General features: G+C 67.3%; 27 protein-coding genes. 10 read left to right on the top strand and 17 right to left on the bottom strand.

Annotated features, from left to right (window positions below; genetic code table 11):
- The first annotated feature begins 27 nt into the window (after positions 1-27).
- From lipA to EVS83_RS07425, 3 genes are all read left to right on the top strand, one after another.
- Positions 28-1,029: a lipoyl synthase gene (lipA, locus tag EVS83_RS07435; protein ID WP_133500409.1), complete on the top strand. Its 1,002-nt coding sequence runs from the start codon at positions 28-30 to the stop codon at positions 1,027-1,029.
- 294 nt (positions 1,030-1,323) lie between these two features.
- Positions 1,324-3,501, top strand: a complete 2,178-nt coding sequence (locus EVS83_RS07430; protein ID WP_133500408.1) for a carboxy terminal-processing peptidase — start codon at positions 1,324-1,326, stop codon at positions 3,499-3,501.
- Positions 3,502-3,565: 64 nt separating this feature from the next.
- Positions 3,566-4,384: a methylated-DNA--[protein]-cysteine S-methyltransferase gene (locus tag EVS83_RS07425; protein ID WP_133500407.1), complete on the top strand. Its 819-nt coding sequence runs from the start codon at positions 3,566-3,568 to the stop codon at positions 4,382-4,384.
- Between the two features lie 6 nt (positions 4,385-4,390).
- Here EVS83_RS07425 and EVS83_RS07420 read toward each other — a convergent pair whose 3' ends face one another.
- Entirely contained in the window at positions 4,391-4,627 is a 237-nt protein-coding gene (locus tag EVS83_RS07420; protein WP_208108709.1) for a hypothetical protein, read from the bottom strand.
- A 391-nt stretch (positions 4,628-5,018) separates the two neighbouring features.
- Here EVS83_RS07420 and EVS83_RS07415 point away from each other — a divergent pair, with 391 nt between their 5' ends.
- Together EVS83_RS07415 and yedA are read left to right on the top strand one after the other, a co-directional pair.
- Complete coding sequence (locus EVS83_RS07415; RefSeq protein WP_166636826.1) at positions 5,019-6,335, top strand: tyrosine/phenylalanine carboxypeptidase domain-containing protein; 1,317 nt, start codon at positions 5,019-5,021, stop codon at positions 6,333-6,335.
- Between the two features lie 104 nt (positions 6,336-6,439).
- A complete protein-coding gene (yedA, locus tag EVS83_RS07410; RefSeq protein ID WP_133500404.1) occupies positions 6,440-7,360 on the top strand; it encodes a drug/metabolite exporter YedA in 921 nt (306 codons plus the stop codon).
- Between the two features lie 21 nt (positions 7,361-7,381).
- Here the strand turns inward: yedA and EVS83_RS07405 are convergent, their stop codons facing one another.
- The 6 genes from EVS83_RS07405 to EVS83_RS07380 all read right to left on the bottom strand — a co-directional run bounded on the left by EVS83_RS07405 (position 7,382) and on the right by EVS83_RS07380 (position 13,187).
- Positions 7,382-8,038, bottom strand: coding sequence for a hypothetical protein (locus tag EVS83_RS07405; protein WP_133500403.1), 657 nt, complete (start codon positions 8,036-8,038; stop codon positions 7,382-7,384).
- Positions 8,038-9,372, bottom strand: coding sequence for an ABC transporter permease (locus EVS83_RS07400; protein WP_133500402.1), 1,335 nt, complete (start codon positions 9,370-9,372; stop codon positions 8,038-8,040). The genes EVS83_RS07405 and EVS83_RS07400 overlap by 1 nt, the downstream gene beginning before the upstream one ends.
- 12 nt (positions 9,373-9,384) lie before the next feature.
- On the bottom strand, positions 9,385-10,545 hold the full coding sequence (locus EVS83_RS07395) for an ABC transporter permease (protein ID WP_133500401.1): 1,161 nt from the start codon (positions 10,543-10,545) through the stop codon (positions 9,385-9,387).
- Between the two features lie 69 nt (positions 10,546-10,614).
- Entirely contained in the window at positions 10,615-11,307 is a 693-nt protein-coding gene (locus EVS83_RS07390) for an ABC transporter ATP-binding protein (protein ID WP_133500400.1), read from the bottom strand.
- Positions 11,308-11,333: 26 nt separating this feature from the next.
- A complete protein-coding gene (locus tag EVS83_RS07385) occupies positions 11,334-11,888 on the bottom strand; it encodes a DUF7010 family protein (RefSeq protein ID WP_133500399.1) in 555 nt (184 codons plus the stop codon).
- 30 nt (positions 11,889-11,918) lie between these two features.
- Complete coding sequence (locus tag EVS83_RS07380) at positions 11,919-13,187, bottom strand: efflux RND transporter periplasmic adaptor subunit (RefSeq protein ID WP_133500398.1); 1,269 nt, start codon at positions 13,185-13,187, stop codon at positions 11,919-11,921.
- 200 nt (positions 13,188-13,387) lie between these two features.
- On the opposite strand from EVS83_RS07380, the gene EVS83_RS07375 reads away from it, so the two are divergent.
- From EVS83_RS07375 to EVS83_RS07360, 4 genes are read left to right on the top strand one after another with little or no spacing between them, the layout of a single operon-like run.
- Complete coding sequence (locus tag EVS83_RS07375) at positions 13,388-14,290, top strand: ABC transporter ATP-binding protein (RefSeq protein WP_133500397.1); 903 nt, start codon at positions 13,388-13,390, stop codon at positions 14,288-14,290.
- On the top strand, positions 14,287-15,051 hold the full coding sequence (locus tag EVS83_RS07370; protein WP_133500396.1) for an ABC transporter permease: 765 nt from the start codon (positions 14,287-14,289) through the stop codon (positions 15,049-15,051). Before EVS83_RS07375 ends, EVS83_RS07370 begins: the two co-directional genes overlap by 4 nt.
- A 42-nt stretch (positions 15,052-15,093) precedes the next feature.
- Positions 15,094-16,248, top strand: coding sequence for a sensor histidine kinase (locus tag EVS83_RS07365; protein WP_133500395.1), 1,155 nt, complete (start codon positions 15,094-15,096; stop codon positions 16,246-16,248).
- A gap of 46 nt (positions 16,249-16,294) precedes the next feature.
- Positions 16,295-16,897, top strand: a complete 603-nt coding sequence (locus EVS83_RS07360; RefSeq protein ID WP_133500394.1) for a response regulator transcription factor — start codon at positions 16,295-16,297, stop codon at positions 16,895-16,897.
- Between the two features lie 7 nt (positions 16,898-16,904).
- Here the strand turns inward: EVS83_RS07360 and EVS83_RS07355 are convergent, their stop codons facing one another.
- From EVS83_RS07355 to EVS83_RS07345, 3 genes are read right to left on the bottom strand one after another with little or no spacing between them, the layout of a single operon-like run.
- Positions 16,905-18,278 carry a leucyl aminopeptidase family protein gene (locus tag EVS83_RS07355; RefSeq protein WP_133500393.1) on the bottom strand — a complete coding sequence of 458 codons (1,374 nt, stop codon included), beginning with the start codon at positions 18,276-18,278 and terminating at the stop codon, positions 16,905-16,907.
- Complete coding sequence (locus EVS83_RS07350; RefSeq protein WP_133500392.1) at positions 18,275-18,991, bottom strand: HAD family hydrolase; 717 nt, start codon at positions 18,989-18,991, stop codon at positions 18,275-18,277. The genes EVS83_RS07355 and EVS83_RS07350 overlap by 4 nt, the downstream gene beginning before the upstream one ends.
- 35 nt (positions 18,992-19,026) lie before the next feature.
- Positions 19,027-20,430, bottom strand: coding sequence for an ATP-binding protein (locus EVS83_RS07345; protein ID WP_133500391.1), 1,404 nt, complete (start codon positions 20,428-20,430; stop codon positions 19,027-19,029).
- 6 nt (positions 20,431-20,436) lie between these two features.
- On the opposite strand from EVS83_RS07345, the gene EVS83_RS15870 reads away from it, so the two are divergent.
- On the top strand, positions 20,437-20,616 hold the full coding sequence (locus EVS83_RS15870) for a hypothetical protein (RefSeq protein ID WP_208108708.1): 180 nt from the start codon (positions 20,437-20,439) through the stop codon (positions 20,614-20,616).
- Between the two features lie 21 nt (positions 20,617-20,637).
- On the opposite strand, the gene EVS83_RS07340 is transcribed toward EVS83_RS15870, so the two are convergent.
- From EVS83_RS07340 to EVS83_RS07310, 7 genes are all read right to left on the bottom strand, one after another.
- A complete protein-coding gene (locus tag EVS83_RS07340) occupies positions 20,638-21,321 on the bottom strand; it encodes a response regulator transcription factor (RefSeq protein ID WP_133500390.1) in 684 nt (227 codons plus the stop codon).
- 124 nt (positions 21,322-21,445) lie between these two features.
- Positions 21,446-21,769 carry a hypothetical protein gene (locus EVS83_RS07335; protein WP_133500389.1) on the bottom strand — a complete coding sequence of 108 codons (324 nt, stop codon included), beginning with the start codon at positions 21,767-21,769 and terminating at the stop codon, positions 21,446-21,448.
- Positions 21,770-21,879: 110 nt separating this feature from the next.
- Entirely contained in the window at positions 21,880-22,803 is a 924-nt protein-coding gene (locus tag EVS83_RS07330; RefSeq protein ID WP_133500388.1) for an arginine deiminase-related protein, read from the bottom strand.
- The gene (dusA, locus tag EVS83_RS07325) at positions 22,800-23,834 is read right to left on the bottom strand and encodes a tRNA dihydrouridine(20/20a) synthase DusA (protein WP_133500387.1); all 1,035 of its coding nucleotides are present in this window, start codon (positions 23,832-23,834) and stop codon (positions 22,800-22,802) included. Before dusA ends, EVS83_RS07330 begins: the two co-directional genes overlap by 4 nt.
- Before the next feature lie 163 nt (positions 23,835-23,997).
- Complete coding sequence (locus tag EVS83_RS07320; protein ID WP_133500386.1) at positions 23,998-24,513, bottom strand: DUF4189 domain-containing protein; 516 nt, start codon at positions 24,511-24,513, stop codon at positions 23,998-24,000.
- A gap of 8 nt (positions 24,514-24,521) precedes the next feature.
- A complete protein-coding gene (locus EVS83_RS07315) occupies positions 24,522-25,598 on the bottom strand; it encodes a TrbL/VirB6 family protein (RefSeq protein ID WP_246022814.1) in 1,077 nt (358 codons plus the stop codon).
- A gap of 62 nt (positions 25,599-25,660) precedes the next feature.
- The gene (locus EVS83_RS07310) at positions 25,661-26,458 is read right to left on the bottom strand and encodes a hypothetical protein (RefSeq protein WP_133500384.1); all 798 of its coding nucleotides are present in this window, start codon (positions 26,456-26,458) and stop codon (positions 25,661-25,663) included.
- Positions 26,459-26,467 lie beyond the last annotated feature (9 nt).

Here is a 26,467-nt window from a genome sequence, read left to right as displayed (position 1 = left end):
CCGGATCGCTCCCCACCGGCCGCTGCCATGTCCGAGTCCCGCACCATTCCCCTTGCCGTCGTCGAGAGCGCGTCCTCGCTGGTCGAGGGCGCCAAGCAGCTGGGCGGCGACAAGATCGGCCGCAGCCCGGTGAAGTTCGAAGACGCCCCGGTGCTGCGCAAGCCGTCGTGGATCCGCGTGCGCATTCCGTCGGGCAACGCGGTGGCGAACCTCAAGGCCAAGCTGCGCGAGAACCGCCTCGTCACCGTGTGCGAGGAAGCGAGCTGCCCGAACATCCACGAGTGCTTCGGCCACGGCACCGCCACCTTCATGATCCTCGGCGAGGTCTGCACGCGCCGCTGCAGCTTCTGCGACGTCGCGCATGGCCGACCCAAGCCGCCGGATCCGAACGAACCGCTCAACCTCGCGCATACCGTGCGCGACATGGGCCTGCGCTACGTCGTGGTGACGAGCGTCGACCGCGACGATCTCCGCGACGGCGGCGCGCAGCATTTCGTCGACTGCATCGCGGCGATCCGCGAGCATTCGCCGCGCACGAAGGTCGAAGTGCTGACGCCTGATTTCCGCGGCAAGGGCCGCATGGATCGCGCGCTCGAGATCCTCGCGACGAATCCGCCGGACGTGTTCAACCACAACATCGAGACGGTTCCGGACCTGTATCCGAACGTGCGTCCGGGCGCGGATTACCAGTGGTCACTGACGCTGCTGCAGCGCTTCAAGGCGCAGCACCCCGATGTCGCGACGAAGTCGGGCGTGATGCTCGGCCTCGGCGAGACGATGGAGCAGGTCGAAAACACCCTGCGCGACCTGCGCGCGCACGACGTCGACATGGTCACGATCGGCCAGTACCTGCAGCCGACGCCGCACCACCACCCGGTGATGAAGTACTGGACGCCGGACGAGTTCAAGCAGCTGGAGGACTTCGGCTACGCGCTGGGCTTCCACCACGTCGCGTCCGGCCCGCTGGTGCGCTCGTCGTACCACGCCGATCGCTCGGCGGCCGAAGCGGGCGTCGTCGAGACGGCCTGACCCGTCCCGCGCGCGACACGCTGCGTCGCGCGTCTCCACGCCGCATTGCCGCCCCGGCGGCGCATAGTCGTGAACGCCCGCCGACCGCCACGGCCGCTGGGTGACGGTGCCCGCAAGTCCGGCTGAACGCGGGGCGACGGGCGCCCGATACGACTTGCGCTGCACCCCCTGTCGCGCTCATATGCGGTCGAAGGCCCGTGCAACTTTCGGCACTGGGCTGCGGTCTCAACCGCATCCACCGTGGTACCCCCGGCGATCCGCCGGACCTGATCGGCGTCCCCACGCCCGGTTCCGATGAAGCTCAAGACCTCTCTGCTCGCCCTCCTCCTCACCGCGCCGGTCGCGCTGCTCGCGCGTCCCGACAGTGCGTCCAACGCGATTCCCAACGCGCCCACGCAGGACCAGGCCACCGCGGCCAAGCTGGTCTACGGGTTGCTGTCGGACAGTCGCTACGCGTACCGCCCGCGCGCGCTCGACGACGCGCTGAGCGCCGACATCTACAAGCGCTATCTCGAAGCGCTGGATCCGAACAAGCAGTTCTTCACGGCGCAGGACGTCGCGAAGTTCGACGCGTACAAGGACAAGCTCGACGACGCGATCAAGAGCGGCGACCTGAGCCCGGCCTACGCGATCTTCGCGGCGTACCGCCAGAACGCCACGGCGCGCGCGCAGTACGCACGCAACCTGCTCAAGCAGAACATCTTCGATTTCAGTGGCAAGGACGAGTTCCAGTATGACCGCAAGGACGTGCCGTGGGCCAACGACTCCGCTGCGCTCGACACGCTGTGGAAGGAGTCGGTGCGCAACGACTGGCTGCGCCTGAAGCTCGCCGGCAAGCAGCCCGATGAAATCCGCAAGACGCTCGACAAGCGCTACGCGAACCTCGCGCAGAGCATCGGCGAATTGAAGGGCGAGGACGTCTTCCAGTCCTTCCTCAACTCGTATGCGAACGCGGTCGATCCACATACGGATTACTTCACCCCGCGCAGCGCCGACAACTTCAACCTGACGATGTCGAACACGCTGGAAGGCATCGGCGCCGTTCTGCAGAAGCAGGACGACGTCGTCGCGATCCGCGAGATCGTCGCGGGCGGTCCGGCGTCGAAGACCGGCAAGGTCAAGCCGGGCGATCGCGTGATGGCGGTCGGCCAGGGCACGAGCGGCCCCATGGAAGACGTGGTCGGCTGGCGCATCGACGATGTCGTCGCGAAGATCCGCGGCACCAAGGGCACCACGGTGCGCCTGGATGTCGTGCCGGCGGAATCGCCGCTCGATTCCAAGCCGATGCGCGTCAACATCGTGCGTGATCGCGTGCGCCTCGAAGACCAGGCTGCGAAGGCCGAGACCATCGACGTGCCGGCCGCGAACGGCAAGCCCGCGCAGAAGATCGGCGTGATCAAGCTGCCGGCGTTCTACCAGGACTTCGACGCACGCCGTCGCGGCGACAAGGATTTCGCCTCCGCCACGCGCGACGTCGCCAAGCTGCTGCAGACACTGCAGCAGCAGCATGTCGATGGCGTCGTGCTCGACCTGCGCAACAACGGCGGCGGCTCGCTCGACGAAGCGATCGAACTCACGGGTCTCTTCATCGACCAGGGCCCGGTCGTGCAGGTGCGCGAATCCGGTGGCCGCGTCACGGTGAACGGCGACGACGACAAGCAGATCGCGTGGGAAGGCCCGCTCGCGGTTCTGATCAATCGCGGTTCGGCGTCGGCGTCGGAGATCTTCGCGGGCGCGATTCAGGATTACGGTCGCGGCCTCGTCATCGGCGAGACCACGTTCGGCAAGGGCACCGTGCAGACGCTGCTCGACCTCGACCGCTGGCCGGCGAACGAACAGGCGCGCTTCGGCCAGGTCAAGCTCACCGTGCAGCAGTTCTTCCGCGTGAGCGGCAGCTCGACGCAGCACAAGGGCGTCGTGCCCGACATCGCGTTCCCGGCGTCGGTCGATGCGACGGAGTTCGGCGAGAGCACGTACGACAACGCGTTGCCGTGGGCGCGCATCGCCGCGGTGCCGCACACCACGTACGGCGACTTCCGTCCGATCCTGCCGACGCTGCTCACGCATCACGAGCAGCGCATCACGACGGATCCCGAGTTCCAGTGGTGGAGCCAGGACGTCGAACAGTTCCGCAAGGAACGCGCGGAGAAGTCGATCTCGCTCAACGAGGCCGAACGCCGCGGCGAACGCGACCAGGAGGAAGCCAAGCGCAAGCTGCGCCAGGCCGAACGCGCCAAGCTCGGTCTCTCGCTGGATCCGCTCGCGGACGACAACGACGACGGCCTGCAGGCGAACGAGCGCGACATCGCGAAGGATGCGCAGCGCGACAAGCTCGCCGACAAGCGTCCGGACCCGCTGCTGCGTGAGGCCGCATCGATCCTCGGCGACGCGGTGAGCCTGCTCAACGCCGATCGCCAGCTGTCGGCCAAGGTGTTGCCGACCGCGCGCAGCCCGGGCCACTGGGCCGACTGACGTCGAGCGGACATCGCAACAAACGGATAGCGGGCGCCTTCGGGCGCCCGTTATCGTTGAGGCCATGGATCGCGCCACCAACAAACTCGACCGCGCCCGCGACCTCCTCGACGCGGGCGAGCCCACGCTGCAGCAGCTGGCCGATGCCGTCGGCTGGAGCCCGGCGCACCTGCAGCGCCGCTTCGCCGCGCGCTTCGGCCTGAGCCCCGCGGACTACCTCGCGCAGCGCAAGCTCGGCCGCCTCAAGCAGGCGTTGCGCGACGGGGTCGATGTCACCACCGCGATCGTCGATGCGGGCTATGGCTCACCGTCCCGCGTGTACGAAGCGGGCGCGGCGCGACTCGGCATGGCGCCGTCGCGCTATCGCCGCGGCGGTGCCGGCGAGGCGGTGCGCTGGAGCGTGATCGACACCGCGCTGGGGCGTGCGCTCGTCGCCGCGACCGAACGCGGCATCTGCGCGATCGAACTCGGCGACGACGAAGCCGCACTGGAAGCGAAGCTGCGCCACGAATTTCCGCACGCAACGCTGGAGCGCGTGGACGACGGCCGCGACGACTATCTCGCGCCGCGCCTGCAGTCGGTCGCGAACGCGCTCGCGGGCCTGGCGTCGGAGGTCGAACTCGATCTCATCGGCACCGCGTTCCAGAAGCGCGTGTGGGATGCGCTGATGCGTATCCCGAAGGGCGAGACGCGCAGCTATGCGGAACTCGCGCAATCACTCGGTGCGCCGCGCGGTGCGCGAGCAGTGGCGCGTGCATGTGCGGGTAATCGGCTCGCGATCGTCGTGCCGTGCCACCGTGTCGTGCGCGGTGATGGCTCGCTCGGCGGTTATCGCTGGGGACTGCCGCTCAAGCAGCGCGTGCTCGAACGCGAGCGGGCGTAGCGCGGTTCAACCGTCGCGAAGAGCGCTGCTGTCGCCGTCGCGACGGTGTTCGGCTAGCGGCGGCAAGAGCGTGGGCACAGCGGGCTCGCCGTCGGCGCGCACATGCTCGGCACCATTGGCCAGGAGCTCCCGGCACTGCTGCAGCGCCGCTTCGGCTTCGCGCAGGAGTTCGATCGCCGAAGCGGCGTCGTCATGGACGAGTTCGCGGCCGATCCGGGCCGCCACGCTCGCGGTGCTGACCATGTTGCGAAGGTCGTGCAGCCAGCACGCATGTGACGGGACCTCGTCGAACGGTCGGATCGCTTCGAACATCATCGACAACAGAACTCCCGGCGGCCTTCAGCCTTCACTACGCGTTGACGCCACCTTAGCGGTCACCCCACCTGCCGCTCAATGGACGCTTGGCGCTGCAGCCGCTCATGAAGCTGAGTCGCGACGTGGCGCAACGTCTGACTCGACGGTTCGTGCATCGCAAGCGACCGCGCGCAGCGCGTGCGCCATAGCGCCGCCCGGTCGCTGCACCAAGAGGCAATAGGCAGGTCCGCGCGATGCGCGCCTAATGCGATGCACGACTGGGCGACGCATGCATCGCACGCGGGGTGCGAACGCGTGCGCGCACGCATGGAGACGCCACGTGGGCACGACATCCGCCGTCCGCACCGACACCGATCCGCGCCTGCAATCGCTGTTCGATGCGGACCGCGCGTTGTGCAAGGTCGCGCGCAACATCAAGGTGCTGCAGGCGATCGGCTGGCCGGCCGAAATGGAGACGACGTTCCTCGACGCGTGGAACGCCGGGCGCCCGCAACTGCCGAAACCGCCGACGGTTCCCGTACCGCTCGACGCCGAACTCGATGCGCTCGACACGATCATGCACGGCCTCGATCGCGGCCATCCGATCGGCAACTGGCTGTTCAAGACCGCGTGGAGCTATCGCGTCGCCGCGCGCATGCTCGAACAGATCGGGCAACCCGGATTCACCCGGTGCTCGGTGCTGCTCTACGGCCGACCCGACGTGCGTTATCGCAGCCAGGACGCAAGCAATGCCGATGGCGCACGCGAGGTGCTGACGATCACGGACGATCTCATCGATCGCCAGTTGTTGCCGCCGGTGGAGTGCGCGATGAACGCGGAGGTGTTCGCGGAGCATCTGCGCGAGCGCATCGGCGAATTCTTTACCCACGATCGGGTCGAGGTCGTGCTCGATGCGACGCTGTCGTCGAAGGCGACCGCGAGCAGCACGAAGATCAAGCTGCGTGCGACCGCTGTGTTCTCCGACGCCGACCTCGACCAGCTGCTCGAGCACGAGGCGTTCATCCACACCGCGACCTCGCTCAACGGCAAGCACCAACCTTATTTCAAGGTGCTGGGCCTTGGCGCACCGCGCACGACGCGCGCGCAGGAAGGCCTCGCCACCTTCGCCGAATGCGTGACCGGCGCGATGGACATCGTGCGCCTGCGTCGCATCGCGTTGCGCGTGGTGATGGTGCAGCGCGCACTCGAAGGCGCGGACTTCATCGAAGTGTTCAAGGGCTTCCTCGATGCCGGCCAAAGCGACGTCGAGAGCTACCGCAGCGCGTCGCGCATCTTCCGCGGCGGCGACGTGCACGGGCGCGTCTGCTTCACCAAGGATGGCGCGTATCTCGAAGGTCTCTTCATCACCCACCTGTTCGTGCGCAAGGCCCTGCAGGAAGGCCGCGCGGAACTGCTGCGCATGCTGGTCGTCGGGCGCGTCACCACCGGCGATGCGATCAACCTCGCGCCCTACCAGCAGGCGGGCCTGATCGGCCGCGCGACCTACGTACCACCCTGGGCGCGCGAACCGCAGCGCATCCTGTCGTTGCTCGAGTTCTCCGCGGCCGCGCAGAAGTTCCGGCTCGATCGCGTCGAGCTCAATCGCTTCGCCGACTACGAGGACGAGGTGATCGAGGAGGCCGGCACCGGCTACTGACGCCGCGCAACACGGTGATCCAACGTTCGGCACGGACGGCGCCGCGTCGCAGGCGATAGGCTGTACGGGTCGGCCGCGCCGCGGCTCTTCCCGGATCCCACCCGATGCACGCCCCTGCCGCGCGCACCGCGTCGCCGCTCGCCGTCGCCGCCGCCCTCGCCTCGCTCTACGTGCTGTGGGGCTCGACCTATCTCGCCATCCGCTTCGCGCTGAAGGGCTATCCGCCGTTCCTGCTCGGCGCGTGCCGCATGTTCATCGCGGGCCTGTTGATGTTCATCGTGCTGCGCCTGCGCGGTACGCCGGGGCCGACCGTGAAGCAATGGCGAACGTTGATCGTGCTGTCGATCTTCATGGTGCTGCTGTCGAACGGCTTCGTGAACCTCGCGGAGACGCAGGTGAGTTCCGGCCTCGCGGCGATCGCGGTCGCCTCGATGCCGCTGTTCGCCGGCCTGTTCGCGATGCTGCGTGGGCGCCATCCGTCGCGCGTGGAATGGATCGGCTTGGTGGTCGGCTTCCTGGGCGTCGTCTGGCTCAACGCCGGTAGCGCGTTGCGCGGATCGACGCTCGGCCTCGTCTGCCTGACGATCGCGCCGATCGCGTGGGCGTGGGGCTCCATCTGGAGCCGCGACCAGGACCTGCCCGAACCCTTCATGGCCGCGAGTGGCCAGATGATCGCGGGCAGCGGCTGGATGCTCGTCGCCGCACTGATCCACGGCGAGCGCTTCGCCGCGGTGCCGAGCACGTCATCGACGTTCGCGATGCTCTACCTCGTCGTCGCCGGTTCGATCTTCGGCTTCACCGCTTACATCTGGCTGCTGCACCACGTGCGCCCGGCGCTCGCGACGAGCTACGCCTACGTCAACCCGCCGCTGGCCGTGGTCTTCGGCGCACTGCTCGGCGGCGAGCACTTCACCATGCAGGACGTCGGCGCAATGGCGGTGATCCTCTCGGGCGTGGTGATCATCACGCTGTCGAAGGCGCGGGCGTCGAAGCCGGCGGCCGCGGAGCAAGAGCCGGCGGCCTGACCGGAGGCGCTGGTCGAGCGATCAGGCGTCGGACGGAATCTGCGGAGGTCCGGAACGCCGCGCCGCCCGTCGTTCGGCTTCGGTCAGTTGCCCATGCACCGCTTGTAGCGGTGCATGCCCGATCCAAGAGGGAAGCCACGGCGCTTGGACGGTGCGGCGGAACGCACGTGCGCGGAGATACAGCTCGTCCGGTTCCTGATCCACGCCCGACAGCGTGATCGGCCGCAGGCGCAAACCGTCCTTCGCCGTCGCATCGCGCACCAGCAGGTTCAGATACCACCGCTCACCAGAACGCGAATACGACGACTGCACCGCGATGCCGACGATGTCGCTCCAAGCGACACGAGAGCGCCGCGTCTCGATGCCCGTCGAATCCATGAGGATCGCGGGACGAGCGGACCGCGAGGCTCGCGCGAACAGATGCCACGCGCCGTAAAGGCCAAGTCCGGCGACGGCGGCGTTGACCGCCATCATGCCGAAGCGATGGTGCGCAACGTCGGAGGGGATCGGGAGCAGGAACAGGCCCCCGATCACGATCAGCGCCAGCGCTTCGACACCCGGCAACCGGTAGCGCGCGACAAGCGGAGCCGGTGGCGACGACTCTGCCTGCCCAGCATGACCCGCAAGCGCGAGCTCATAGTCCTGCGCGATGCGCATCCGCTCGCGAAGCTTCGACATCACTGCGCGCGCAACGCGTCCGTCACTTCCATCCGCGCCGCACGCAGCGCGGGGAACAGGCCGCCGACGAGGCCGATGCCGAGCGCCCACTTCAGGCCGGTCCACAGCAGTTCGGGCGAGACGCGGAACTGGAACACGACCTGGCTGAAGTTATTGCCCAGCGTCGACACCGAGTGGCCGTTGAACAGCAGCCACGCGACCAGCGCGCCGATCACGCCGCCGACGAGCGCGAGCAGCATCGTCTCCAGCATCACGGCGGTGACGACCGGCAGGCCGCGGAAGCCGAGTGCGCGCATCGTCGCGATCTCGCGGGCACGCCCCGACACCGCCGCATACATCGAGTTGAGCGCACCGAAGATCGCGCCCAGCGCCATGATCGCGCCGATCACCTTGCCGAGGATGTTGATCAGCTTGGTGAGGTTCTCGGACTGCTTGGCGTAATAGTCGTGCGTCGTGAGCACGTCGAGCTTGAGGCGGGGGTCGGCGGCGAGCGCCGCCTTGAGGCGCTTGAACCCGCCGGATCCGTCGAGCTTCGCCGTCACCGACTGGAAAGCCTGGCGCTGATACGCAGGGCCGAGCACGTCGACATCCGCCCACAGTTCCGAGTCGTGCGAATCGCCGGACTGGAACGCACCGACCACCGTCCATTCCTGCTGCGCGAGCTTGAGCTTGTTGCCGACCTCGAGCCCGCGGAACTGGCTCTGCGCACCGCGGCCGACCACGACCTCGCGCAGGCCCGGATTGAACTTGCGGCCTTCGACGATCTTGAGCTTGGGACGCACCTGCCACGCTGCCGGACCGACGCCGCGGAACTGCACGTTGGAGTCGGTGCCATCGGCCTTCGACGGCAGGTTCACCACCTGCGACAGCTCGGGCGAAATCAGGCCGCGGCCGTCCGGACCACGCTGGATGCCGTCGAGCGACTGCAGCAGCGGCACCTGGTCGCGCGTGATCACCGAGTTGGTCTCGGCCTGCGAACCGCCGCGCAGGATGATCGCGGTGTCGTTGCCGCCGGTGCTCGCGAGCGTCGCGCGGAAGCCCTCGCCCATCGCGAGCATCGCGACGAGCACGCCGACCACGCCGGCGATACCGACCACGATCACCGACGACGCACCGAGGCGTTGCGGCAGGCCGGCGATGCCGACCTGCGCGGCCGCGAGCGCGAGGCGACCGCTGCGCGTCAAGAACAACCACAGCGCGGCGAGTACGGCGAGGCCGAGCACCATGGGCCACGAGAGGAACATCCACACCACGAGCCCGGCGACGAGCGCGAGGACCACGCCGAAGTTCGCCAGTGCGCGCTTGGCGCGTTCAAGGAATCGATTCTTGCGCATGACGTGTCCTCCTCAGCGCCCGGCCAGGGCGTCGACGATGTTGAGGCGCATGGCGCGCAGGGCGGGCAGCAGGCCGGCGAGGACGCCGAACAGCAGCATCAGCACGAGACCCATCGTCCAGCTCTCCGGCGGCAGGCGATCGGGCAGGGCGATGAAACCGCCGCTGCCGCGACTCACGACCTGCATCGCCGCCGGCGCAAACAGCAGGCCCAGAATCGCGCCGATCGCGACCAGCAGGATCGACTCGAACAGCACGAGCGCGAGCACGGTACGGTCCTGGAAACCGATCGTCTTCAGCACCGCGAGTTCGGGAATGCGCTCGCGCACCGCCTGCGCCATCGTGTTGCCGGTAAGCAGCAGCAGGGTGAAGAACACGGCGCCCATGATCGCGGTGACGATCAGGCCGATGTCGCCGATCTGCTTGGCGAACGACTGGTTGAACGCTTCTTCCGTCTGCGTCTTGGTTTCGTGGTCGGAGTTCGCGCTCAGGGCGTCGATCGACTTGGCGACGCGGTTCGACACGCCCGCATTCTCGACCTGCACGATGTACCAGCCCACGCGGCCCTTGACGTAGTCGTTGGCCTCGTCGAAGTAGTTCCAGTGGAAGAACATCACCTGTTCCTGGCCCTTCCGCTTGACGTCGTCGATGCGGAAGATGCCGTCGAGCTTGAACGACCAGTCATTGCTGCCCTTGGTCGGGAAGATGGTCGCCTGCATGGGAATGGTGTCGCCCACCTTCCAGCCGAACTTCTTCGCGAGGGCTTCGCCGACGATCGCGCCCTGGCGATCGGCGTCCCACGCCTTGCGTTGCGCGGGCGAGAGCTTGAACTCGGGATAGAGGTCCAGATAGCCCGGCCCGACCGAGAAGTTCGGGAAGAAGTTCTTCGGATCCTGGTAGATACCGCCGAACCATGCGGCGTACGACGACTTGCGCACGCCCGGGATCGACGCGATCTGCGGATCGAGCCGGTACGGCAGCATCTGCGTGATCGACAGACGCGAGGCCACGACCATGCGATTCGCGCCGGTCACGTCGCCGCCCGAATTGAAGGCGACACGCACCGAATCAAGCATGCCGAACAGGAAGAACGCGACGAACACCGACAGCAACGTGAGCAGCGTGCGCGTGCGGCTTCTAAACAGCGAAGCCCAGATGAGATGCAGGTATTTCATGACCGCCTCTTCGATTCGTCGAAAGGCTCCGCGGTGCGGAGGCGGCGGCGCGGATGCGCCGCGACGGGATCAGTGCGCGTAGGCCGGCTCGGCGACGAGCACGCCCTTGTCCAGGTGCACGGTGCGACGCGCGTGGTCCGCGGCCTTCGGATCGTGCGTCACCATCACGATGGTCTTGCCGTGGTCGCGATTGAGCGTCTGCAGCAGCGCGAGGATTTCTTCGGCGGACTGGCGATCGAGGTCGCCGGTCGGTTCGTCGCAGATCAGCAGCGTCGGGTCGGAGACGATCGCCCGGGCGATCGCGACACGCTGCTGCTGGCCGCCGGAGAGCTCGTTCGGCTTGTGCTTGGCGCGATCGGCGAGGCCGACGAGTTGCAGGGCGATCGCCGCGTTGCGCGCACGCTGCGATGCGTTGAGCTTGGTCAGCAGCAGCGGCAATTCGACGTTCTTCTGCGCGGTGAGCGTCGGCATCAGGTTGTAGAACTGGAACACGAAGCCGACGTTGTCGCTGCGCCAGTTGGCGAGCTGGCCGGCGCGCAGCGTGTCGATGCGGCGACCGCCGATCTCGACTTCGCCGCCGGTGGGCGTGTCGAGCCCGCCGATGAGGTTGAGCAGCGTCGACTTGCCCGAACCCGACGGGCCCATGAGCGCGACGAAGTCGCCCTCGGGAATCTCCAGGTCGATGCCGTGGAGCACTTCGACGCGTTCGGCGCCGCGCTGGTAGGTCTTGCGCAGGCCTCGGATGCTGACGAGCGACGACATGGCGATCTCCTGCTGGAATGCGTGGATCAGGCGGTGACGAGGCGCGCGGCGCGTTGTTCGCGCAGCGCGATGGCAATGGCGAAGCCGGCTTCGATCGCGCCGCCGGTGAACGCGGCGATCGACGGCGTCATGAACACGCGGCCGAGCGCGAAGCCCGCCGCGGCGAGCGCGAGGCCGCACGGCCAGTACAGGCGTTCGCCGTAGAGCGTGTCGAACGTGAGGTAGCGGCCGCCGATGACGAGCAGCATCGCCGGGAAGAACCATTCGACGTGCAGGCGCGACGCGGCGTATGCGAGTGGCAGGCTGAAGACGAGCCAGAACGTCGTCGCGCCAGCGAGCATGCCGAGCGGATTGCCCTTCGCGTGTGCACCACTGCGGCCGACGAGCTTCGACAGCAGCACCGACGCCGGGAAGATGAAGAGGCCCGCGATCAAGAGTGTCCACACCGCGGTATCCGCCAAGCCGCGCAGCGCGACGCAGCCTGCCGCGAACCACGCGATGGACGAGGCCACCATGCCGGTCGCGCCGCCGTAGTACGCCCGGCGCATGTCGGCCTGGGCCTGTTGCAGATCCAACGTCATGACACCACTCCCTGTGACCGTTGCGATGGGTTATTCGGACGCGCCGTCCGCGTTGTCCTTGGCGATGCGCACGCGCGCACCGTCGGTGAGCGTGTCGCCGGGCTCGAGCACGACGCGATCGCCGCCGCTGAGTCCCGTCAATACTTCGCGGTCGTCGCCGAGCGTGCGACCGACCTTGAGTTCGCGCCGCTTCACGGTCGCTTTCGTGTCGTCGCCTTCGACGGCGAACGCGACCTGCTTGCCGTCGCGATCGACGATCGCGGCCGACGGCACCAGCACGGCCGGCACGCGGTTCTGCGCGGCCGGCTGCTCGCGTTCGAGGAAGCTCACGCGCACGCCCATATCCGGGACGATGCGCGCATCCTTCTGCTTGAGCGCGATGCGCACCTTCACCGTCGCCTTGCTGCGATCGGCGGTCGGAATGATCGCGATCACTTCCGATGGAATCTTCCAGTCCGGATACGCGTTGAGCACGGACTCGACCGGCATGCCCGGCTTGACGCGACCGATGTAGGCCTCGCCGACGTCGACTTCGACCTCCAGCGAATCCATGTCGACGATCGTGCCGATGCCGGTACGCGTGAAGCCGCCGCCCGCGGACAGCGGCGACACGATTTCGCCCGGCTGCGCGGCCTTGGCAATGACGACGCCCGCGAACGGTGCGCGCACGACAGTGTTGTCGACACCGTTCTCGGCGATCCGCAGGTTCGCACTCGACACCTGCGTGCCGCGCTGCGCACTCGCGAGCTGCGCGCGCAGGGCATCGCGCTGCGCGATCGCCTGGTCGTACTGCGCCTTCGACACGAGCTGCTGGCCGACCAGCGACGAGAGCCGGCGCACGTTCGCCTCGGCTTCGCGCAGCTGTGCCTGCACGTTCGCGATCTGCGTGCGCGACGCCTCGACCTGCGCGCCCGCGAGTGCGCGGGTGGCGTCGGCGTCGACCGGATCGAGCGTCGCCATGACGTAACCCGCGGGCACGTGCTGGCCTTCCTCGATGCGCACTTCGCGCACCTTGCCGGTGATCTTCGCCGACACCGTCGCCATGCGACGCGCCACGACATAACCCGTCGCGTCGAGCACCGATGTGTTGCCGCCGTTCGCACCGATCGCGGTGACTTCGGCGACGTGCACTTCCGGCCCCGCGTTTCCGCGCGTCAATGCGAACGCGATCCCGCCGCCGACGAGCACCACGCCGGCGATCGCGAGGCCGATCCACCGCCCGCGCCGGCTCGGCGACGGCGGCGGCGCGGCGTTGCGGTCGATGCGGAGTTCCTTGAGCAGGTCAGCGGACGTGTTCATCGCGTTCCATTACGACAGAGGGATGTCGCCCGCATGACCGGCTCCGGCCGGCATGCCCCAAGGGCGACGATGGGGCGCAGGTTACGGCGGGGGCGGGGCCGCGTCACCTGACGGTTGTCACGTGGAATTCCTGACACCCGCGACTGCCGCGATCGCGGGACGCGGCGCATCGTGGCGCCACCTTCCACCGGAGATGCGTCATGGGTTCCACGGTCACGCTCTCGCCGCTCGCCCGCCTGGCCGGCGTCCGCAAGCGCTACGGCAACGTCCTTGCGCTCGACGGCCTCGACCTCGAGGTCCGCGGCGGCGAGCTGCTCGCCCTGCTCGGCCCGAACGGCGCCGGCAAGTCCACTTCCATCGCCCTGATGCTCGGGCTGACCTCCGCCGACGACGGCCGCGTGCTGCTGTTCGATCGCGACCCGCACGAGGTCGAGGCGCGCCGGCAGGTCGGCGTGATGCTGCAGTCGGCCGGCATCCCCGACACCCTCAAGGTGCGCGAACTGATCGAAGTGACGCGCAGTTATTACGCGAACCCGCGCAGCATCGCCGACTGCGTGGCGCTGGCCGGTCTCGACGGGTTGCTCGAGCGTCGCTACGGGCGGCTCTCCGGCGGCCAGCAGCGTCGCGTGCAGTTCGCGATGGCGATCTGCGGGCGTCCGAAGCTGCTGTTCCTCGACGAGCCGACGACCGGTTTGGACATCGACGCGCGGCAGAAGCTGTGGGCGGCGATCCGCGAATTGGTCGCCGACGGCACCGGCGTGGTGCTGACCACGCATTACCTCGAGGAAGCCGAAGCACTCGCCGATCGCGTCGTCGTGATCAATGGCGGGCGCGTGGTCGCCCAGGGCAGCGTGGCGCAGATCCGCTCGCGCGTTTCGCAGCGTCGCGTGCGCTGCGTGTCGTCGCTCGACACCGCGGCCATCGCCGCATGGCCCGACGTGCTTGCCGCCACGCACGACGGCGAACGCCTCGAGATCGTCGCGGACGCGGTCGAAGCCGTCGTCTACCGGCTTCTCACCGAGGATCCCACGCTGTCGGACCTCGAAGTCACCCGCGCCGGCCTGGCCGATGCATTCGTCGAAATCACCAAGGAGGCCGCATGAACACCGTCGCCCTGCCCGCGCGCCCGAACGCGCTGCGCGCCTACTGGCTGGAAGGCCGCAACGAATTCCTGCGCCTGCTGCGTTCGCCGTCCTTCGCGGTGCCGACGCTCGTCTTCCCGCCGATGTTCTACGTGCTGTTCGCGGTGCTGCTCAACCACAAGGGCGGCCCGGACGTCGCCACCTACCTGCTCGCGACCTACGGCGTGTTCGGCGTGATGGCGCCCGGCCTCTTCGGCTTCGGCGTCGCCATCGCGATGGATCGCGAGCGCGGCTTCCTGACGCTCAAGCGCGCCCAACCGGTGCCGGCCGGCGCGGTCCTGCTGTCGCGCATGGCGATGGCGATGCTGTTCGCCACGGCGATCTCGCTGCTGCTGCTCACCATCGGCCTGACCGTCGCCGGCGTATCGCTCACCGCATCGCAGGCGGTGTCGCTGGTGCTGGTCGACCTGCTCGGCGTGCTTCCGTTCTGCGCGATCGGGCTGTTCATCGGCAGCGTGGTGTCGGGCCAGGGCGCGCCGGCGGTGGTCAACATGACCTACCTGCCGATGGCGTTCCTCGCCGGCCTGTGGATGCCGCTGTCGATGCTGCCCGGCTTCATCGCGAAGATCGCACCGCTGTGGCCGGCGTATCACCTGTCGCAGATCGCGCTGGCGACGGTGGGCGCGAAGTCGGATGGCGCAGTCGGCCTGCATGCGCTCGTGCTCGCCCTCTACGCGACGGTGTTCTTCGTTGCCGCGCGTCGCCGGCTGGCGCGCGGCTGAGGCACAAGGCGGCATCATGGGCGCACTCACGGGGCGGGCGGCATGAACACGAAACGCGACGACGGCGGCAGGTCGATCATCCAGGTCACGCAGATCGGCACGGGTTGGCAATCGTGGCTCAACCTGGTGTGGTCGATGTGGATCTTCCTGGTCCCGCTGACCGAAGCGCCCGGCGCGTTCCCGCACTGGCTCTGGCCGACGCTCGGCAGCTACGCGATCTTCCTCGGCCTGTTCGCGTACATCCACTACGGTGACTGCCGGCGCACCTTGCCGGTGTCGCTGGCCATCGCGGCGCTCGGTTTCGCGCTGACACCATGGAATCCCGGTGGGCAGGGCTACATCATCTACGCCTGCGCCTACCTTCCCTTCGCGTTCCGTCCGCGTGCGGCGATCATCGCGATGGTGGTGCTGGTCGCGACGTATTCGGCGTACTGGATCGCGTTGCACCTGCCGTGGATCTACGTGCTGAACGCGGTCGTCGTCGGCCTCGTCGTCGGCCTGATGAACGTGCATTACATCCGCCGCAAACAGGCGGACAGCGCCCTCAAGCTCAGCCACGACGAAGTGCGCCGCCTCGCAGCGCTCGCCGAACGCGAACGCATCGGCCGCGACCTGCACGATCTGCTCGGTCATACGCTGTCGCTGGTGGCGCTCAAGTCCGAACTCGCGAGCAAGCTCGTCGATCGCGATCCGGCGTCCGCGCGTCGTGAACTCGACGAGGTTTCGCGCGTTGCGCGCGAAGCGCTGACGCAGGTGCGTAGCGCGGTCACGGGTATTCGCGCGGCCGGACTCGGCGCAGAACTGGCCTCTGCGCGCCTGTTGCTCGAGTCCGACGCCATCGAACTTCAGTACGCGCTCGCACCCGTCACGCTGTCGCCGGAGATCGAAACCGTGCTCGCGCTGACCGTGCGCGAAGCGGTGACCAACATCCAGCGCCATGCGCGCGCACGGCACGCCGAAGTCACGCTGTCATCGACGCCGCGCGAGGTGAAGCTGTGCATCGCCGACGACGGCCGCGGCGGTGCGATCACGCCGGGCAACGGACTCTCCGGCATGCGCGAACGCGTCGAAGCGCTGGGCGGCAAGCTGCGGATCGAATCCTCGTCGGCCGGCACGCGCCTCGAAGCCTGCGTTCCGCTGCCCAAGCCTGCGGCCACGTTGCCCGAACCGGATATCGACGACGCGCGCGCTGCGTGAATCCGGTCTGCTACCGTTCGCGCATGCCGAAGCCGCTGCACGCCCGATGATCCGCGTCCTCCTCGCCGAGGATCAGGCGATGGTGCGCGGCGCGCTGACCGCGCTGCTCGCGCTCGAATCCGACATCGAAGTGGTCGCTGCGGCACCGGATGGCGTCACCGCGTGGCGCGAAGTCGAACGGCTCAAGCCGGACGTCCTCGTCACCGACATCGAGATGCCGGGCCTCACCGGCCTCGAACTCGCGCAGCGCATCCGTCGCCACGAACTGCCCGTGCGCATCGTCATCGCGACGACGTTCGCGCGCGCCGGCTTCCTGCGTCGCGCACTCGATGCAGGGGTCGGCGGCTACGTGCTGAAGGACGCACCGGCCGAACAGCTCGCCGAAGCGATTCGCCAGGTGCATCGGGGCGGCCGCGCGATCGATCCGCAACTCGCCGTCGATGCATGGTCCGAAGCCGACCCGCTCAACGACCGCGAACGACAGGTGCTACGCCTCGCCGGCGAAGGCCTCACTGCCAACGACATTGCCGCGCAGCTGCACCTGTCGTCCGGCACCGTCCGAAACTACCTGTCCGAAGCGATCGGCAAACTCAACGCCGCGAACCGCGTCGAGGCGTATCGCCTGGCGCGGCAGAAGGGGTGGTTGTAGCGCGACGTTACGCCGTGAAGCTCCGCAACATCGCATACACGGCGCGCAGACCCTGCGCTTCGCCGCCGGCGGGCTTGCCGGGGCGGTCCACATCGTTCCACGCATACGTGTCCATGTGCAGCCACGGCTGCTGCGCGGGCACGAAGCGTTCGAGGTACAGCGCGGCGGTGACGCTGCCGGCCATGCGCGACGGGCCGCTGTTCGCGAAATCCGCGACCGTGCTCGCCAGGTAACGCCAGTACGGCCGCCACAGCGGCATGCGCCACAGCGGATCGCGCGTTTCGTTGCTCGCCTGCAGCAGCGATGCGGCGCGTGCTTCGTCGTTCGCGTAGAGCGCGGGGAGATCGGGGCCGAGGGCAACGCGTGCGGCACCGGTCAATGTTGCGAAGTCGATCAGCAGCACGGGCTTGTCCTCGGCGGCGTGCGTGAGCGCGTCGCTGAGGATGATGCGTCCTTCCGCATCGGTGTTGTCGACTTCGACGTGCACACCGAGGCGCGTTGCGATGACTTCGCCGGGTCGCAACGCATCGGGGCCGATCGCATTCTCGACGGCCGGCACCAGCAACGAGATGCGCAGCGGCAGGCGGCGCGCCATCACGAGCTCGGCCAGCGCGATCGCATGCGCCGCGCCGCCCATGTCCTTCTTCATGTTGCGCATGCCGTCGCCGGTCTTGATGTTCAGACCGCCGGTGTCGAAGCAGACGCCCTTGCCGACGATGGCGACGTGCGGATGCGCCACATCACCCCAGTCGAGGCGGATCAGGCGCGGCGCACGGTGCGAGGCGCGACCGACCGCGTGGATCGCGGGGAAATTCTGGCCGATGAGATCGTCGCCGCTCACTACACGAATGCGCGCGCCGTGCGCTTCGGCGATTTCGCAGACGGTGCGTTCGAGCTCATCCGGCCCCATGTGCTGCGTCGGCGTATTGACGAGATCGCGCACGCGGAAGCACGCGGCGAGCACGTCACGCACCTCATCGGACATCGCATCGACGACGAGATTCGCCGGCGCGCGCGGCGGCGCGCGATAGCGCCCGAAGTGATAGCTGCCGAAACCCCAGCCGAGCAGCAGCGCGTCGCGCTCGGCGGCGTCGAGTGCGGTGGCGACCGACCAGTCGCACAGCGGCAGCGCGCGAGGCGCGTGCGCATACGAGAACGGATCGAACGCATCGCCGATCGCGATCAGCGCGGAGGACGCGGCACCGTCGTTACCGGGCAGGACCAGCGCGGTGCCCGGCGTCGCGTCGAAGGCCTGCATGTCGACCCACGCCTGCGCGGCGGCCGGCAGCGCATCGCGCCACTGCGGCGTGCGCGCGCGGTCGACGATTCGCAGCGGGAGTGCGGCCTCGGACGAGGCGACGAAACCGGTCGGCAGGTTCATGCGGCGTGGTGTTCCGTTGCGAGGTGCGCGTCCAGCCAGTCGGCCAGCGCGGCGAGATCGGGAAAGTGCAGGTCCGGCTGGAGGTCGCGCCGCGGCCAGTGTTCGCCACGACGATCGATCCAGCAGGTGCGAAGGCCGGCGCGTGCGGCGCCCACGACGTCGAGCTCGATGTCGTCGCCGACGTGCAGCACGTCGTGCGGTGCGACGCCGAGGCGTTCGCAGGCTTCGAGATAGATGCTCGGGGTCGGCTTGGCCGCGCCGTGTTCGCGCGCGCCGAGCTGGAAGCGGAACAGCGGCATCAGGCCGATGCGCGTGAGGCAGGCATTGCCGTTACTCACGGACGCGAGCGGCACGTGCGCGGCCATGCGCTCCAGCGCGTCGACGGTATCGGGATAGTGTTCGACTTCGCAGCGTGCGGCGAAGTAGGCCTCGAACGCGTCATGCACCAGCGCGGGATCTTCGCCCGCTTCGACGAACATGCGCTCGAGCATCCACTGCCGCTGTGCGGTCATGTCGTGCGCCATGTCCGGGCGCTCGGCGTCGACCTGCAACCGCAGGCGCTGGCGTACGTGCAGCGGCCATTGCGATGCGACATGCGGCACGTTCGCGGCCAGCCATGCATCCAATGCCGCTTCGGCGCGGTCGATCGCAGGCGCGATCGGCCACAGCGTGTCGTCGAGGTCGAGGGTGATGGCGCGGATGCGGAACGTCATCCGCCGATTCTAACGGTGCGGCGCGGAGGCGCCCGTCAGAGCCCGGGCGGCAGTCTTACTTCGAAGCGCGCACCGCCCAGTTCCTCGGACTTCCGCACCTCGAGTTCGCCGCGATAGGCCCGCACGAGGTCCTGCACGATTGCCAGGCCGATGCCGTGCCCCTGCACGCGCTCGTCGCCGCGTACTCCGCGTTGCAGCACGAGCGCGACGTTCTCCGGCGGGATGCCCGGGCCGTCGTCGTCGACGGCGATGAGCAGGCCAGGACGACGGTTCTGCTCGCAGGCGATCGGCGTGATCGTCAGCAGCACGCGCGACTTCGCCCACTTGAACGCATTCTCCAGCAGGTTGCCGAGCAGTTCCTGCAGATCGCCCGGTTCGCCGTAGAACTGCATGCCTTCCGCGAGTTCGAATTCGCAGAGCACGCCCTTGGCCGCGTAGACCTTTTCGAGACTGGTGACGATCTGCTCGGCGTGCGGCTCCAGCGGAATCGGCGCGGCGAACAGCGCGTGACCGCGACTTGCCGCGCGCGCGAGCTGGTAGGACACGATGTCGGTCATGCGCTGCACCTGCGAGCGCACTTCGCCGCGCATGCCTTCGACGTCGATCTGCGGATCGTCCAGGCGCGAATGCAGCACGGCGAGCGGCGTCTTTAGCGAATGCGCGAGATCGGCCAGCGTGTTGCGCTGGCGATCGAGGTTTTCGCGTTCGCTTTCGATGAAGGCGTTGATCGAATCGGTGAGCGGTTCGAGTTCGCGCGGATGGCGCTCGCCCATGCGCGACGCCTGTCCGCGCTGCACGCGCTTGAGTTCGTCGATGACGCGCCGCATCGGCAACAAGCTCCAGCGCAGGATCACGCCCTGCAGAAGGAGCAACAACAGGCCCGCGCCGCCGAGGTAGCGCCACAACGCGGCGCGGAAGATCTCCACCTGCTCGCGCAGGGCGTCGGTGCCTTCGTAGATGTAGATCGTGTACGGAAATTCGGCGGCACGATTGGAGTCGTCGCTCGACCAGACAAGGCCGAGCCCGTAGCGATAGACCTCGCCGGTGCGACCATCGATCTCGCGCATCGGCAGCGGGCCTTCGAACCGTCGCGCGCCCTGTGTAAGCAGGGGCGCGGGCGGCAGGCCGGGGCCCTGCGCCGACTCGGAATCCCAATGCCCGTTGGGAAACACGACTTCGGCATACAGGCCACTACCTGGGCGCGAGAAGCGCGCATCCGGCATGTCGGACAGCATCACGAACGTGCCATCACGCGCGAACTCGCCGTTGCGGGTCAGCGACAACGCATAGCTTCCGAGTCGCTCACGAAGATTGTCGCGCGCAGTCTTGAGGAACGCGCGATCGAGCGCGTAGCCGGCCAACGCGAGGAACGCGACCAGGAACAGGCTCGCCGCCAGCAACTGGCGTGTCTGCAACGAGCGGGGCTGTCCGATCCTCATCTCGCGATGATGCGCGAACGTCGTTCAACCGGCCACTGCCATGCGAAACGCATACAGCGCGAATTGCGACAGGCGAAGGCGATGTGGATAGAGGTGGATGCGCGACGTTTCAGCATCGGGGATCGACGGTGGCGCAGCATGTGCGGCGACACCGTCGTGGTCGAGCCCGGCGCGTTGCACCGGTGACGTCGCGTAGGTGCGGCGTCGTTACTCGCCGCTGCGCGGAATGGCGAAGCGATAGCCGCGACCGCGTACCGTTTCGATCGGCTTGAGCGTGCCGTCCGGATCGAGCTTCTTGCGAAGTCGCCCGATGAAGACTTCGAGCACGTTGGAGTCGCGATCGAAATCCTGCTGATAGATGTGTTCGGTGAGGTCGGCCTTCGAGACCAGCTCGCCCGCATGCATCATCAGGTACTCGAGGACCTTGTACTCGTAGCTGGTCAGGTCGACGTTGCTGCCGTTGACGGTGACCGTCTGCGCGGCGAGGTCCAGCACCACCGGACCGCATTCGAGCTGCGGCTTGCTCCAGCCCGCGGCGCGGCGGACGAGCGCGTTGATGCGCGCGAGCAGTTCCTCGACGTGGAACGGCTTGACCAGGTAGTCGTCGGCGCCCTGCTTCAGGCCCTCGACCTTGTCCTGCCAGCTCGAGCGGGCGGTCAGGATCAGGACGGGAAACTTCTTCCCTTCCATGCGCAGCGCCCGGATGAGCTCCATGCCGGACATCTTGGGGAGGCCGAGGTCGATGATGCCGACGTCGAACGGCACTTCGCGGCCCATGTAGAGGCCTTCCTCGCCGTCCTGGGCCGCGTCGACCGCGAAGCCTTCGCGCCGCAGCCGGGCGGCGAGGGTCTCGCGGAGGGGGGCTTCGTCTTCGACCAGCAGGATTCGCATATCCAAGCTCCTGGAAGGGGTCCCGGCGCGGCAGGCCGCCCGGCTGTTCAGGTAGCTTAGTCGTTACAGCCGTCGTTGCCGTGTGTACGGTGCCGGCCGTTCAGGAAGCGGCCGTGGCCCGGTCTCACTGACGCGGCGGACGGCTCTGCGGGTGCGGGTCCTCGGTAATGACCCGGACACGGCCGGTCTGGTCGAGGACCTTGATGCGGTTGATGTCGCGGCCGTCGAACGGCACGCGCTCGGCGCTGAGGATCTCGCCCCCGGTCGCACGTTCGACGCGGCGGACGGAGTCGGCCAGCGAACGGTCTTCCGGCTGGCTCTCGTGAGCACGACCGATCGGCATCACGCCCGGCGGCGGACCCATGCCGCGACCGCCCGGCGGGCCCGCGAGGGCGGTGCCGGAGGCAAGGACGAGCGCGGCAATGAGAATGGAGCGGCTATAGGGCATGACGCGACTCGGACGGCGGATGCGGGCACCGGGGTGCGGGCAAATGATCGAAGCGATGCAGTGAATCCGCTCTGAACTTTTCAGGCGATGCCGCGCTGCTGTTCAGTTGATCAGAATATCTCGGCGACGCAACAACGCAACGAGCCGCCGCCCGCTTCGATCGCATCGAGCTCCACGCTGTGGATCGAGAACCCGGCATCCGCGAACGCTGCACGCGTCGACGGACGCAGCGATGCATCCGCACGAGCACTCATCCACGCGCGTTGTGGATCGAGTGCGATGCAGTTGCCGGCGAACGCCGCAGCCTCCTCGTCGCTCAGCGATATCGCGTGCGGTGCATAGAGCGACGCGATCGTTTCGGCATCCGCGACATCGGCGAATCCGCGCGGTGCATACACCGCGGCGCGTCCCGCCAACACCGCCAGCACGACGTTGGTGTGGTACTCGCCCGGCGCGAGGTCGAACATGAAGGTCGCACGCAGGCCGAACGCTTCGTGCATGCGGCGCGCGCCGTCTTCGTCGCAACGCTCGGAAAGCCCCGCGAACCCGATGCCGCGTGCGCGATCGATCACGAGCGCACCCGTCAGTTCGCACGCATGCGGCTGCGCGGAAAGATCGATCGTTGCGCAACCGAGCGCATCGACGAAGAAGCCGCGAATGTCCGCACGCTCCGCTTCGCGCTGGCGAATGGGATGGCGCATGCGGCCGATGATCAGCCGTGGGGTGTCATCGACGCGGGCCGTCGCGAAGACGTTGTTCGGAAACGTCGCGTCCGGTGTCGAAGGATCGCCAGGAAACGCGACCACCGGCACCGAGACCGACAGCGCCGACTGCAGCGCGCGATGCTGCGCGAGGGCACGATCGGCGTCGAAACCCGAAGCGTCCGCCATGTAGCGATTGTCGCTGGCCGACTGCTCGGCGCGTGCGAAGCCTTCCGGCGTGACGAGAAACGCGGCGCGTGCCGTCGCCGGGCCGGCATCCGGCGCGCAACGCGATGCTGCCTCGAGAAAACGCGTGCGATCCCGCGTGATCATGCCGACCGCCGCAGTCCGTCGGGCTGCGTGCAGGCCAATGCCGCTTCCACCAGATCGAGCCCCGCACCGGGACGATGCGCGCCTTCGCTCAGCACTTGGCGGAACGCGCGGCCGCCGCGCTCGCCCAGGAACAGGCCGAGCAGATGGCGCGTCATGTGCTTGAGCGGCACGCCGCGATCGAGCTGTCGCTGCATGTACGGCATGTAGTCCCGAAGCAGCGCTTCGCGCATACGCACGTCGGCGCCCGTCAGGCGCGCGTCGACGCGATGCAGGACGTACGGATCGTGATACGCCGCCCGCCCGAGCATCACGGCGTCCGCGTGCTCGAGATGCGCGAGGCTGTCGTCGACACCGGTAATCCCACCATTGACGACGACCTGCAGCTCCGGTCGCAAGGACTTCAGGCGATACGCCCAGTCGTAACGCAACGGCGGAACCTCGCGGTTCTCCTTCGGCGAAAGCCCCTTCAGCCACGCGTTGCGCGAGTGAACGATGAACGTCTCGCAGCCCGCCGCCGCGACGGTGTCGATGAACGCGAGAAAGACGTCGAAGTCGTTGTCGTCGTCGACGCCGAGGCGACACTTCACCGTCACCGGCACATCCGGCCGCGCGCTGTCTCGGACCGCGGCGCGCATGGCGGCCACGCAGTCGGCGACCAGCGCCGGCTCACGCATCAGGCAGGCACCGAAACGCCCGGCCTGCACGCGATCGGACGGGCATCCGCAATTCAGGTTGACCTCGTCGAAGCCCCACTCGGCGGAGATCTGCGACGCCTCGGCCAGAAGCTCGGGCTCACTACCGCCAAGCTGCAACGCGACCGGGTGTTCGGTCGGGTCCATCGCGAGCAACTTGCTGCGATCCCCGTGGATCACGGCGTTCGCATGCACCATCTCCGTGTACAGCAACGCCGACGGCGCCAGCACACGATGGAACGCCCGACAGTGGGTGTCGGTCCAGTCCATCATGGGGGCGACGGAGAGGGGGGGCGGAGCCGTCTTCAGACGGCTCCATTGAGCGCGCGAGCGTTGCATGTCGGCCCACTGAACTAGGCGCGCAATTGTAGGCGACCGGTCCCGCGAATTCCCAAGCGCTCGGCGGCCAAGCGAAATTCATCAACATCAACTGAGCGCGCGTGCACCTATCCGAGTGCCGTAACGCCTAGGAGCAGGGCCTCAGCAGGCGGCGCCCCAAAGGTCAACGAATCCTTTGCGGCGTCGCGCATGATTGATAAACGAGCTCGCACGCCGAGGTAGTACCCCCGCAGTCCCGCAGGGCGATACGCGCGATGTCTTCGACCTCATGGCCCGTCTGTGTGACGGGCATTCCCCGCTTCGACGGCCAAGCTACGACTACGCACGTATTTACAAATACGGTCTGCTGCTGACAGTTCCGGCTGCCGTTCTTTTCACATCTCTGTTGAGCGATCCGGGCTGCGTTGACGCCGCTGAAGCCTTCGGTCGTCGCGCCGATGGATCCGGTATCCGGATCAACGTATACCGCTCCCCACTTATTGATCCAGCCGCCCGAAGAATCCGACGGGCTTTCATTTGCTGCGTCACCCGCCGGCTCACGGGTGCAGCGCGGATCGTTCCAGCCGGCGCCGGCAGGGCAGCTGTAGTAATAGCCACCGATTTCGTATTGAGCACCGGCATCACCGGCGGCGAGCGCTAGCAGCAACAGGCCGAACATCTTGAAGATTCGTTTTGTCATCGCGGATTCTACTTCCGTCTGATTTCATCCGAGGTAACGTTCGGCACGCCGTAGGCAGTTGCGGGCAGATGGGCCTGTCCGCGGGTCGTCGACGGTGGCGTGCGTTCCGAATACCCGGACGGTATGTAACCCGGCTGCCCTGGGAACCTTCCCGTCGGATCCATTCGACTACCGCGGCCGCCAAACACCGATGCCGGCGTGAATTGCCCCAAGGTACCTTGGAAGAAGGAAGCAGCCATGGGCGGCGCACTAATGATCAGCGTGGTAAGAATCAATCCTAGGCCTCCCTGCTGCATCGCCTGACTGGTCATGCCGTCGCTGAAATTCGAACCAGTGATCACTCCGATCAGTGCGGCACCCCAGAACGAACTCGCCACGCGGACGACCATCTCCAGGGCGATCGACACCATCGCGCTGAGCACCGCCATCGAGAACATCGTGCCGAGCCCGTAGTAGAGCCATCGTCCGAACAACGGTTTGGTCTGGTCGAACAACAGGCACAGGATAAACAGCGGGCCGAAGCCGATGAACAGCGCCATCGCGACTTCGTTCAGCAATAGCATGGTGCCGCCCACGATTGCCGGACCGCCGGTCCCGAACCCCGCCATGTAGAGCGCACGGGTCTTTTGCGCGTCGAGCGTCTGGTCGCCCGCGACGTCCAGTACGTCAATGCTCGACAGCGCCACCTGCATCCACGCCAGGTTCTTGTCGATCGCTTCTTCGGGTGACGACGACGAGCCGGTCACGACATGATTGATTTCGTTCTTCACGCCCTCGGTTAGCATTTTGTCGAGGTCTGTTCCGAACATGGCCATCGAGGTGGCGATGCTGAGGATGAGCGTCGCCTTCAGCGAATTCATGACCAGCGACATCATCGATTCGCGCGACTGACCCGTGGCGATGCGAAAGCCCTGAATCAGGATCCACAGTGTGAGCAGGGTCAGCGCGATCATGCCGACCCAGCTCATGGCCCGATGCATCAGGTCGATGCCGAACGTGTGGATCTCGTCGCGCAGGTAACTGAGGATCAACCGGTAGAAGACAAAGTCTCCGACCGAATCCACGCGCGGCGCCAGCCAACTCATTCCCATCATGTTCCGTCTTCCGCTTTCCGTGCGATCACCGGGCGCTCGCCGGCTCTGTTCGATTACTTCGCCTTGAGCGCAGCTTCGAGCGTCGCAGTCTTCACGAGGCCGCCCAACGGGCTGTTCGGCTTCCCAAGCAGCGCTTGCCGGGCGAGATTCTTTTGCATTTCCGTCAGGTTAGCGATCAGCTGGTCGCAGGCCTTGACCTGCTTGTCGAGCGCGTCGCCGCTAATAGTCTGCTGGTTCTGCAGACGCTCGGACGCTTCAGCGACCGCCTGCAGCGTGCCCTGATCATTGTTCTCCTTACGTCGCGCTTCGATCTCCTTGAGATCCTGCTCAAGGCTCGGAGCGACTTCCTTGTAATAGCGAACGGTCAGGTTGTACTTCTGGTTCTCGAGCATCTGGATCTGCGCACAGATTTTTTTCTGGCTCGACACAATGTCGCTGGTGAAGTCCGGCGCCAATGTGCTTGTCAGGCTGGACAGGCTGAAACTGAAGCCGCCGGTTCCACCGCACTTTTCCATAACGCCTGCGTCCAGCGGCACTTCCGCAAACGCCAACGTGTTTCGGAGCATCGGATTGCGCACCTGCCCCATGAATTTTGCGATCTGCTGCTGGTAGTGATCCCACGTCGCCTTCCAGCGCACCGCCTGTTCGCCGTAGGCGACGTAGTCCTGCATCTGCTGCGTCAACGTGTTGATCTGGTTCATGAGGTGCGCCAGCAGCGAGGGGCCGGCTTCCGCCGTCACAAGCTGTGCCTCGGCACGCGGCAGATGCGTTATCCCGACAAGCCCGACGGCCGCGGACAGCAATGCGATACGCGCGGTACGGGCGATATGCCTGTTCTTCCGTGAATCCATAACAATTCT

Source organism: Cognatilysobacter terrigena, assembly GCF_004361065.1.
GTDB lineage: Bacteria > Pseudomonadota > Gammaproteobacteria > Xanthomonadales > Xanthomonadaceae > Cognatilysobacter > Cognatilysobacter terrigena.
This window is presented reverse-complemented; position numbering and strand designations above follow the sequence as displayed.

Bases quoted from the DNA above. Each gene is read 5' to 3' on its own strand.
- EVS83_RS07330 (WP_133500388.1), bottom strand. From the start codon at position 22,803: ATGATCACGCGGGATCGCACGCGTTTTCTCGAGGCAGCATCGCGTTGC.
- EVS83_RS07340 (WP_133500390.1), bottom strand. From the start codon at position 21,321: ATGCGAATCCTGCTGGTCGAAGACGAAGCCCCCCTCCGCGAGACCCTC.
- EVS83_RS07375 (WP_133500397.1), top strand. From the start codon at position 13,388: ATGGGTTCCACGGTCACGCTCTCGCCGCTCGCCCGCCTGGCCGGCGTC.
- EVS83_RS07380 (WP_133500398.1), bottom strand. From the start codon at position 13,187: ATGAACACGTCCGCTGACCTGCTCAAGGAACTCCGCATCGACCGCAAC.
- EVS83_RS07335 (WP_133500389.1), bottom strand. From the start codon at position 21,769: ATGCCCTATAGCCGCTCCATTCTCATTGCCGCGCTCGTCCTTGCCTCC.
- EVS83_RS07400 (WP_133500402.1), bottom strand. From the start codon at position 9,372: ATGCGCAAGAATCGATTCCTTGAACGCGCCAAGCGCGCACTGGCGAAC.
- EVS83_RS07390 (WP_133500400.1), bottom strand. From the start codon at position 11,307: ATGTCGTCGCTCGTCAGCATCCGAGGCCTGCGCAAGACCTACCAGCGC.
- EVS83_RS07315 (WP_246022814.1), bottom strand. From the start codon at position 25,598: ATGAGTTGGCTGGCGCCGCGCGTGGATTCGGTCGGAGACTTTGTCTTC.
- EVS83_RS07425 (WP_133500407.1), top strand. From the start codon at position 3,566: ATGGATCGCGCCACCAACAAACTCGACCGCGCCCGCGACCTCCTCGAC.
- EVS83_RS07350 (WP_133500392.1), bottom strand. From the start codon at position 18,991: ATGACGTTCCGCATCCGCGCCATCACCCTCGACCTCGACGACACGCTG.
- EVS83_RS07405 (WP_133500403.1), bottom strand. From the start codon at position 8,038: ATGTCGAAGCTTCGCGAGCGGATGCGCATCGCGCAGGACTATGAGCTC.
- lipA (WP_133500409.1), top strand. From the start codon at position 28: ATGTCCGAGTCCCGCACCATTCCCCTTGCCGTCGTCGAGAGCGCGTCC.
- EVS83_RS07355 (WP_133500393.1), bottom strand. From the start codon at position 18,278: ATGAACCTGCCGACCGGTTTCGTCGCCTCGTCCGAGGCCGCACTCCCG.
- yedA (WP_133500404.1), top strand. From the start codon at position 6,440: ATGCACGCCCCTGCCGCGCGCACCGCGTCGCCGCTCGCCGTCGCCGCC.
- EVS83_RS07360 (WP_133500394.1), top strand. From the start codon at position 16,295: ATGATCCGCGTCCTCCTCGCCGAGGATCAGGCGATGGTGCGCGGCGCG.
- EVS83_RS07420 (WP_208108709.1), bottom strand. From the start codon at position 4,627: ATGGTCAGCACCGCGAGCGTGGCGGCCCGGATCGGCCGCGAACTCGTC.
- EVS83_RS07310 (WP_133500384.1), bottom strand. From the start codon at position 26,458: ATGGATTCACGGAAGAACAGGCATATCGCCCGTACCGCGCGTATCGCA.
- EVS83_RS15870 (WP_208108708.1), top strand. From the start codon at position 20,437: ATGATGCGCGAACGTCGTTCAACCGGCCACTGCCATGCGAAACGCATA.
- EVS83_RS07370 (WP_133500396.1), top strand. From the start codon at position 14,287: ATGAACACCGTCGCCCTGCCCGCGCGCCCGAACGCGCTGCGCGCCTAC.
- dusA (WP_133500387.1), bottom strand. From the start codon at position 23,834: ATGCAACGCTCGCGCGCTCAATGGAGCCGTCTGAAGACGGCTCCGCCC.
- EVS83_RS07365 (WP_133500395.1), top strand. From the start codon at position 15,094: ATGAACACGAAACGCGACGACGGCGGCAGGTCGATCATCCAGGTCACG.
- EVS83_RS07320 (WP_133500386.1), bottom strand. From the start codon at position 24,513: ATGACAAAACGAATCTTCAAGATGTTCGGCCTGTTGCTGCTAGCGCTC.
- EVS83_RS07395 (WP_133500401.1), bottom strand. From the start codon at position 10,545: ATGAAATACCTGCATCTCATCTGGGCTTCGCTGTTTAGAAGCCGCACG.
- EVS83_RS07345 (WP_133500391.1), bottom strand. From the start codon at position 20,430: ATGAGGATCGGACAGCCCCGCTCGTTGCAGACACGCCAGTTGCTGGCG.
- EVS83_RS07385 (WP_133500399.1), bottom strand. From the start codon at position 11,888: ATGACGTTGGATCTGCAACAGGCCCAGGCCGACATGCGCCGGGCGTAC.
- EVS83_RS07430 (WP_133500408.1), top strand. From the start codon at position 1,324: ATGAAGCTCAAGACCTCTCTGCTCGCCCTCCTCCTCACCGCGCCGGTC.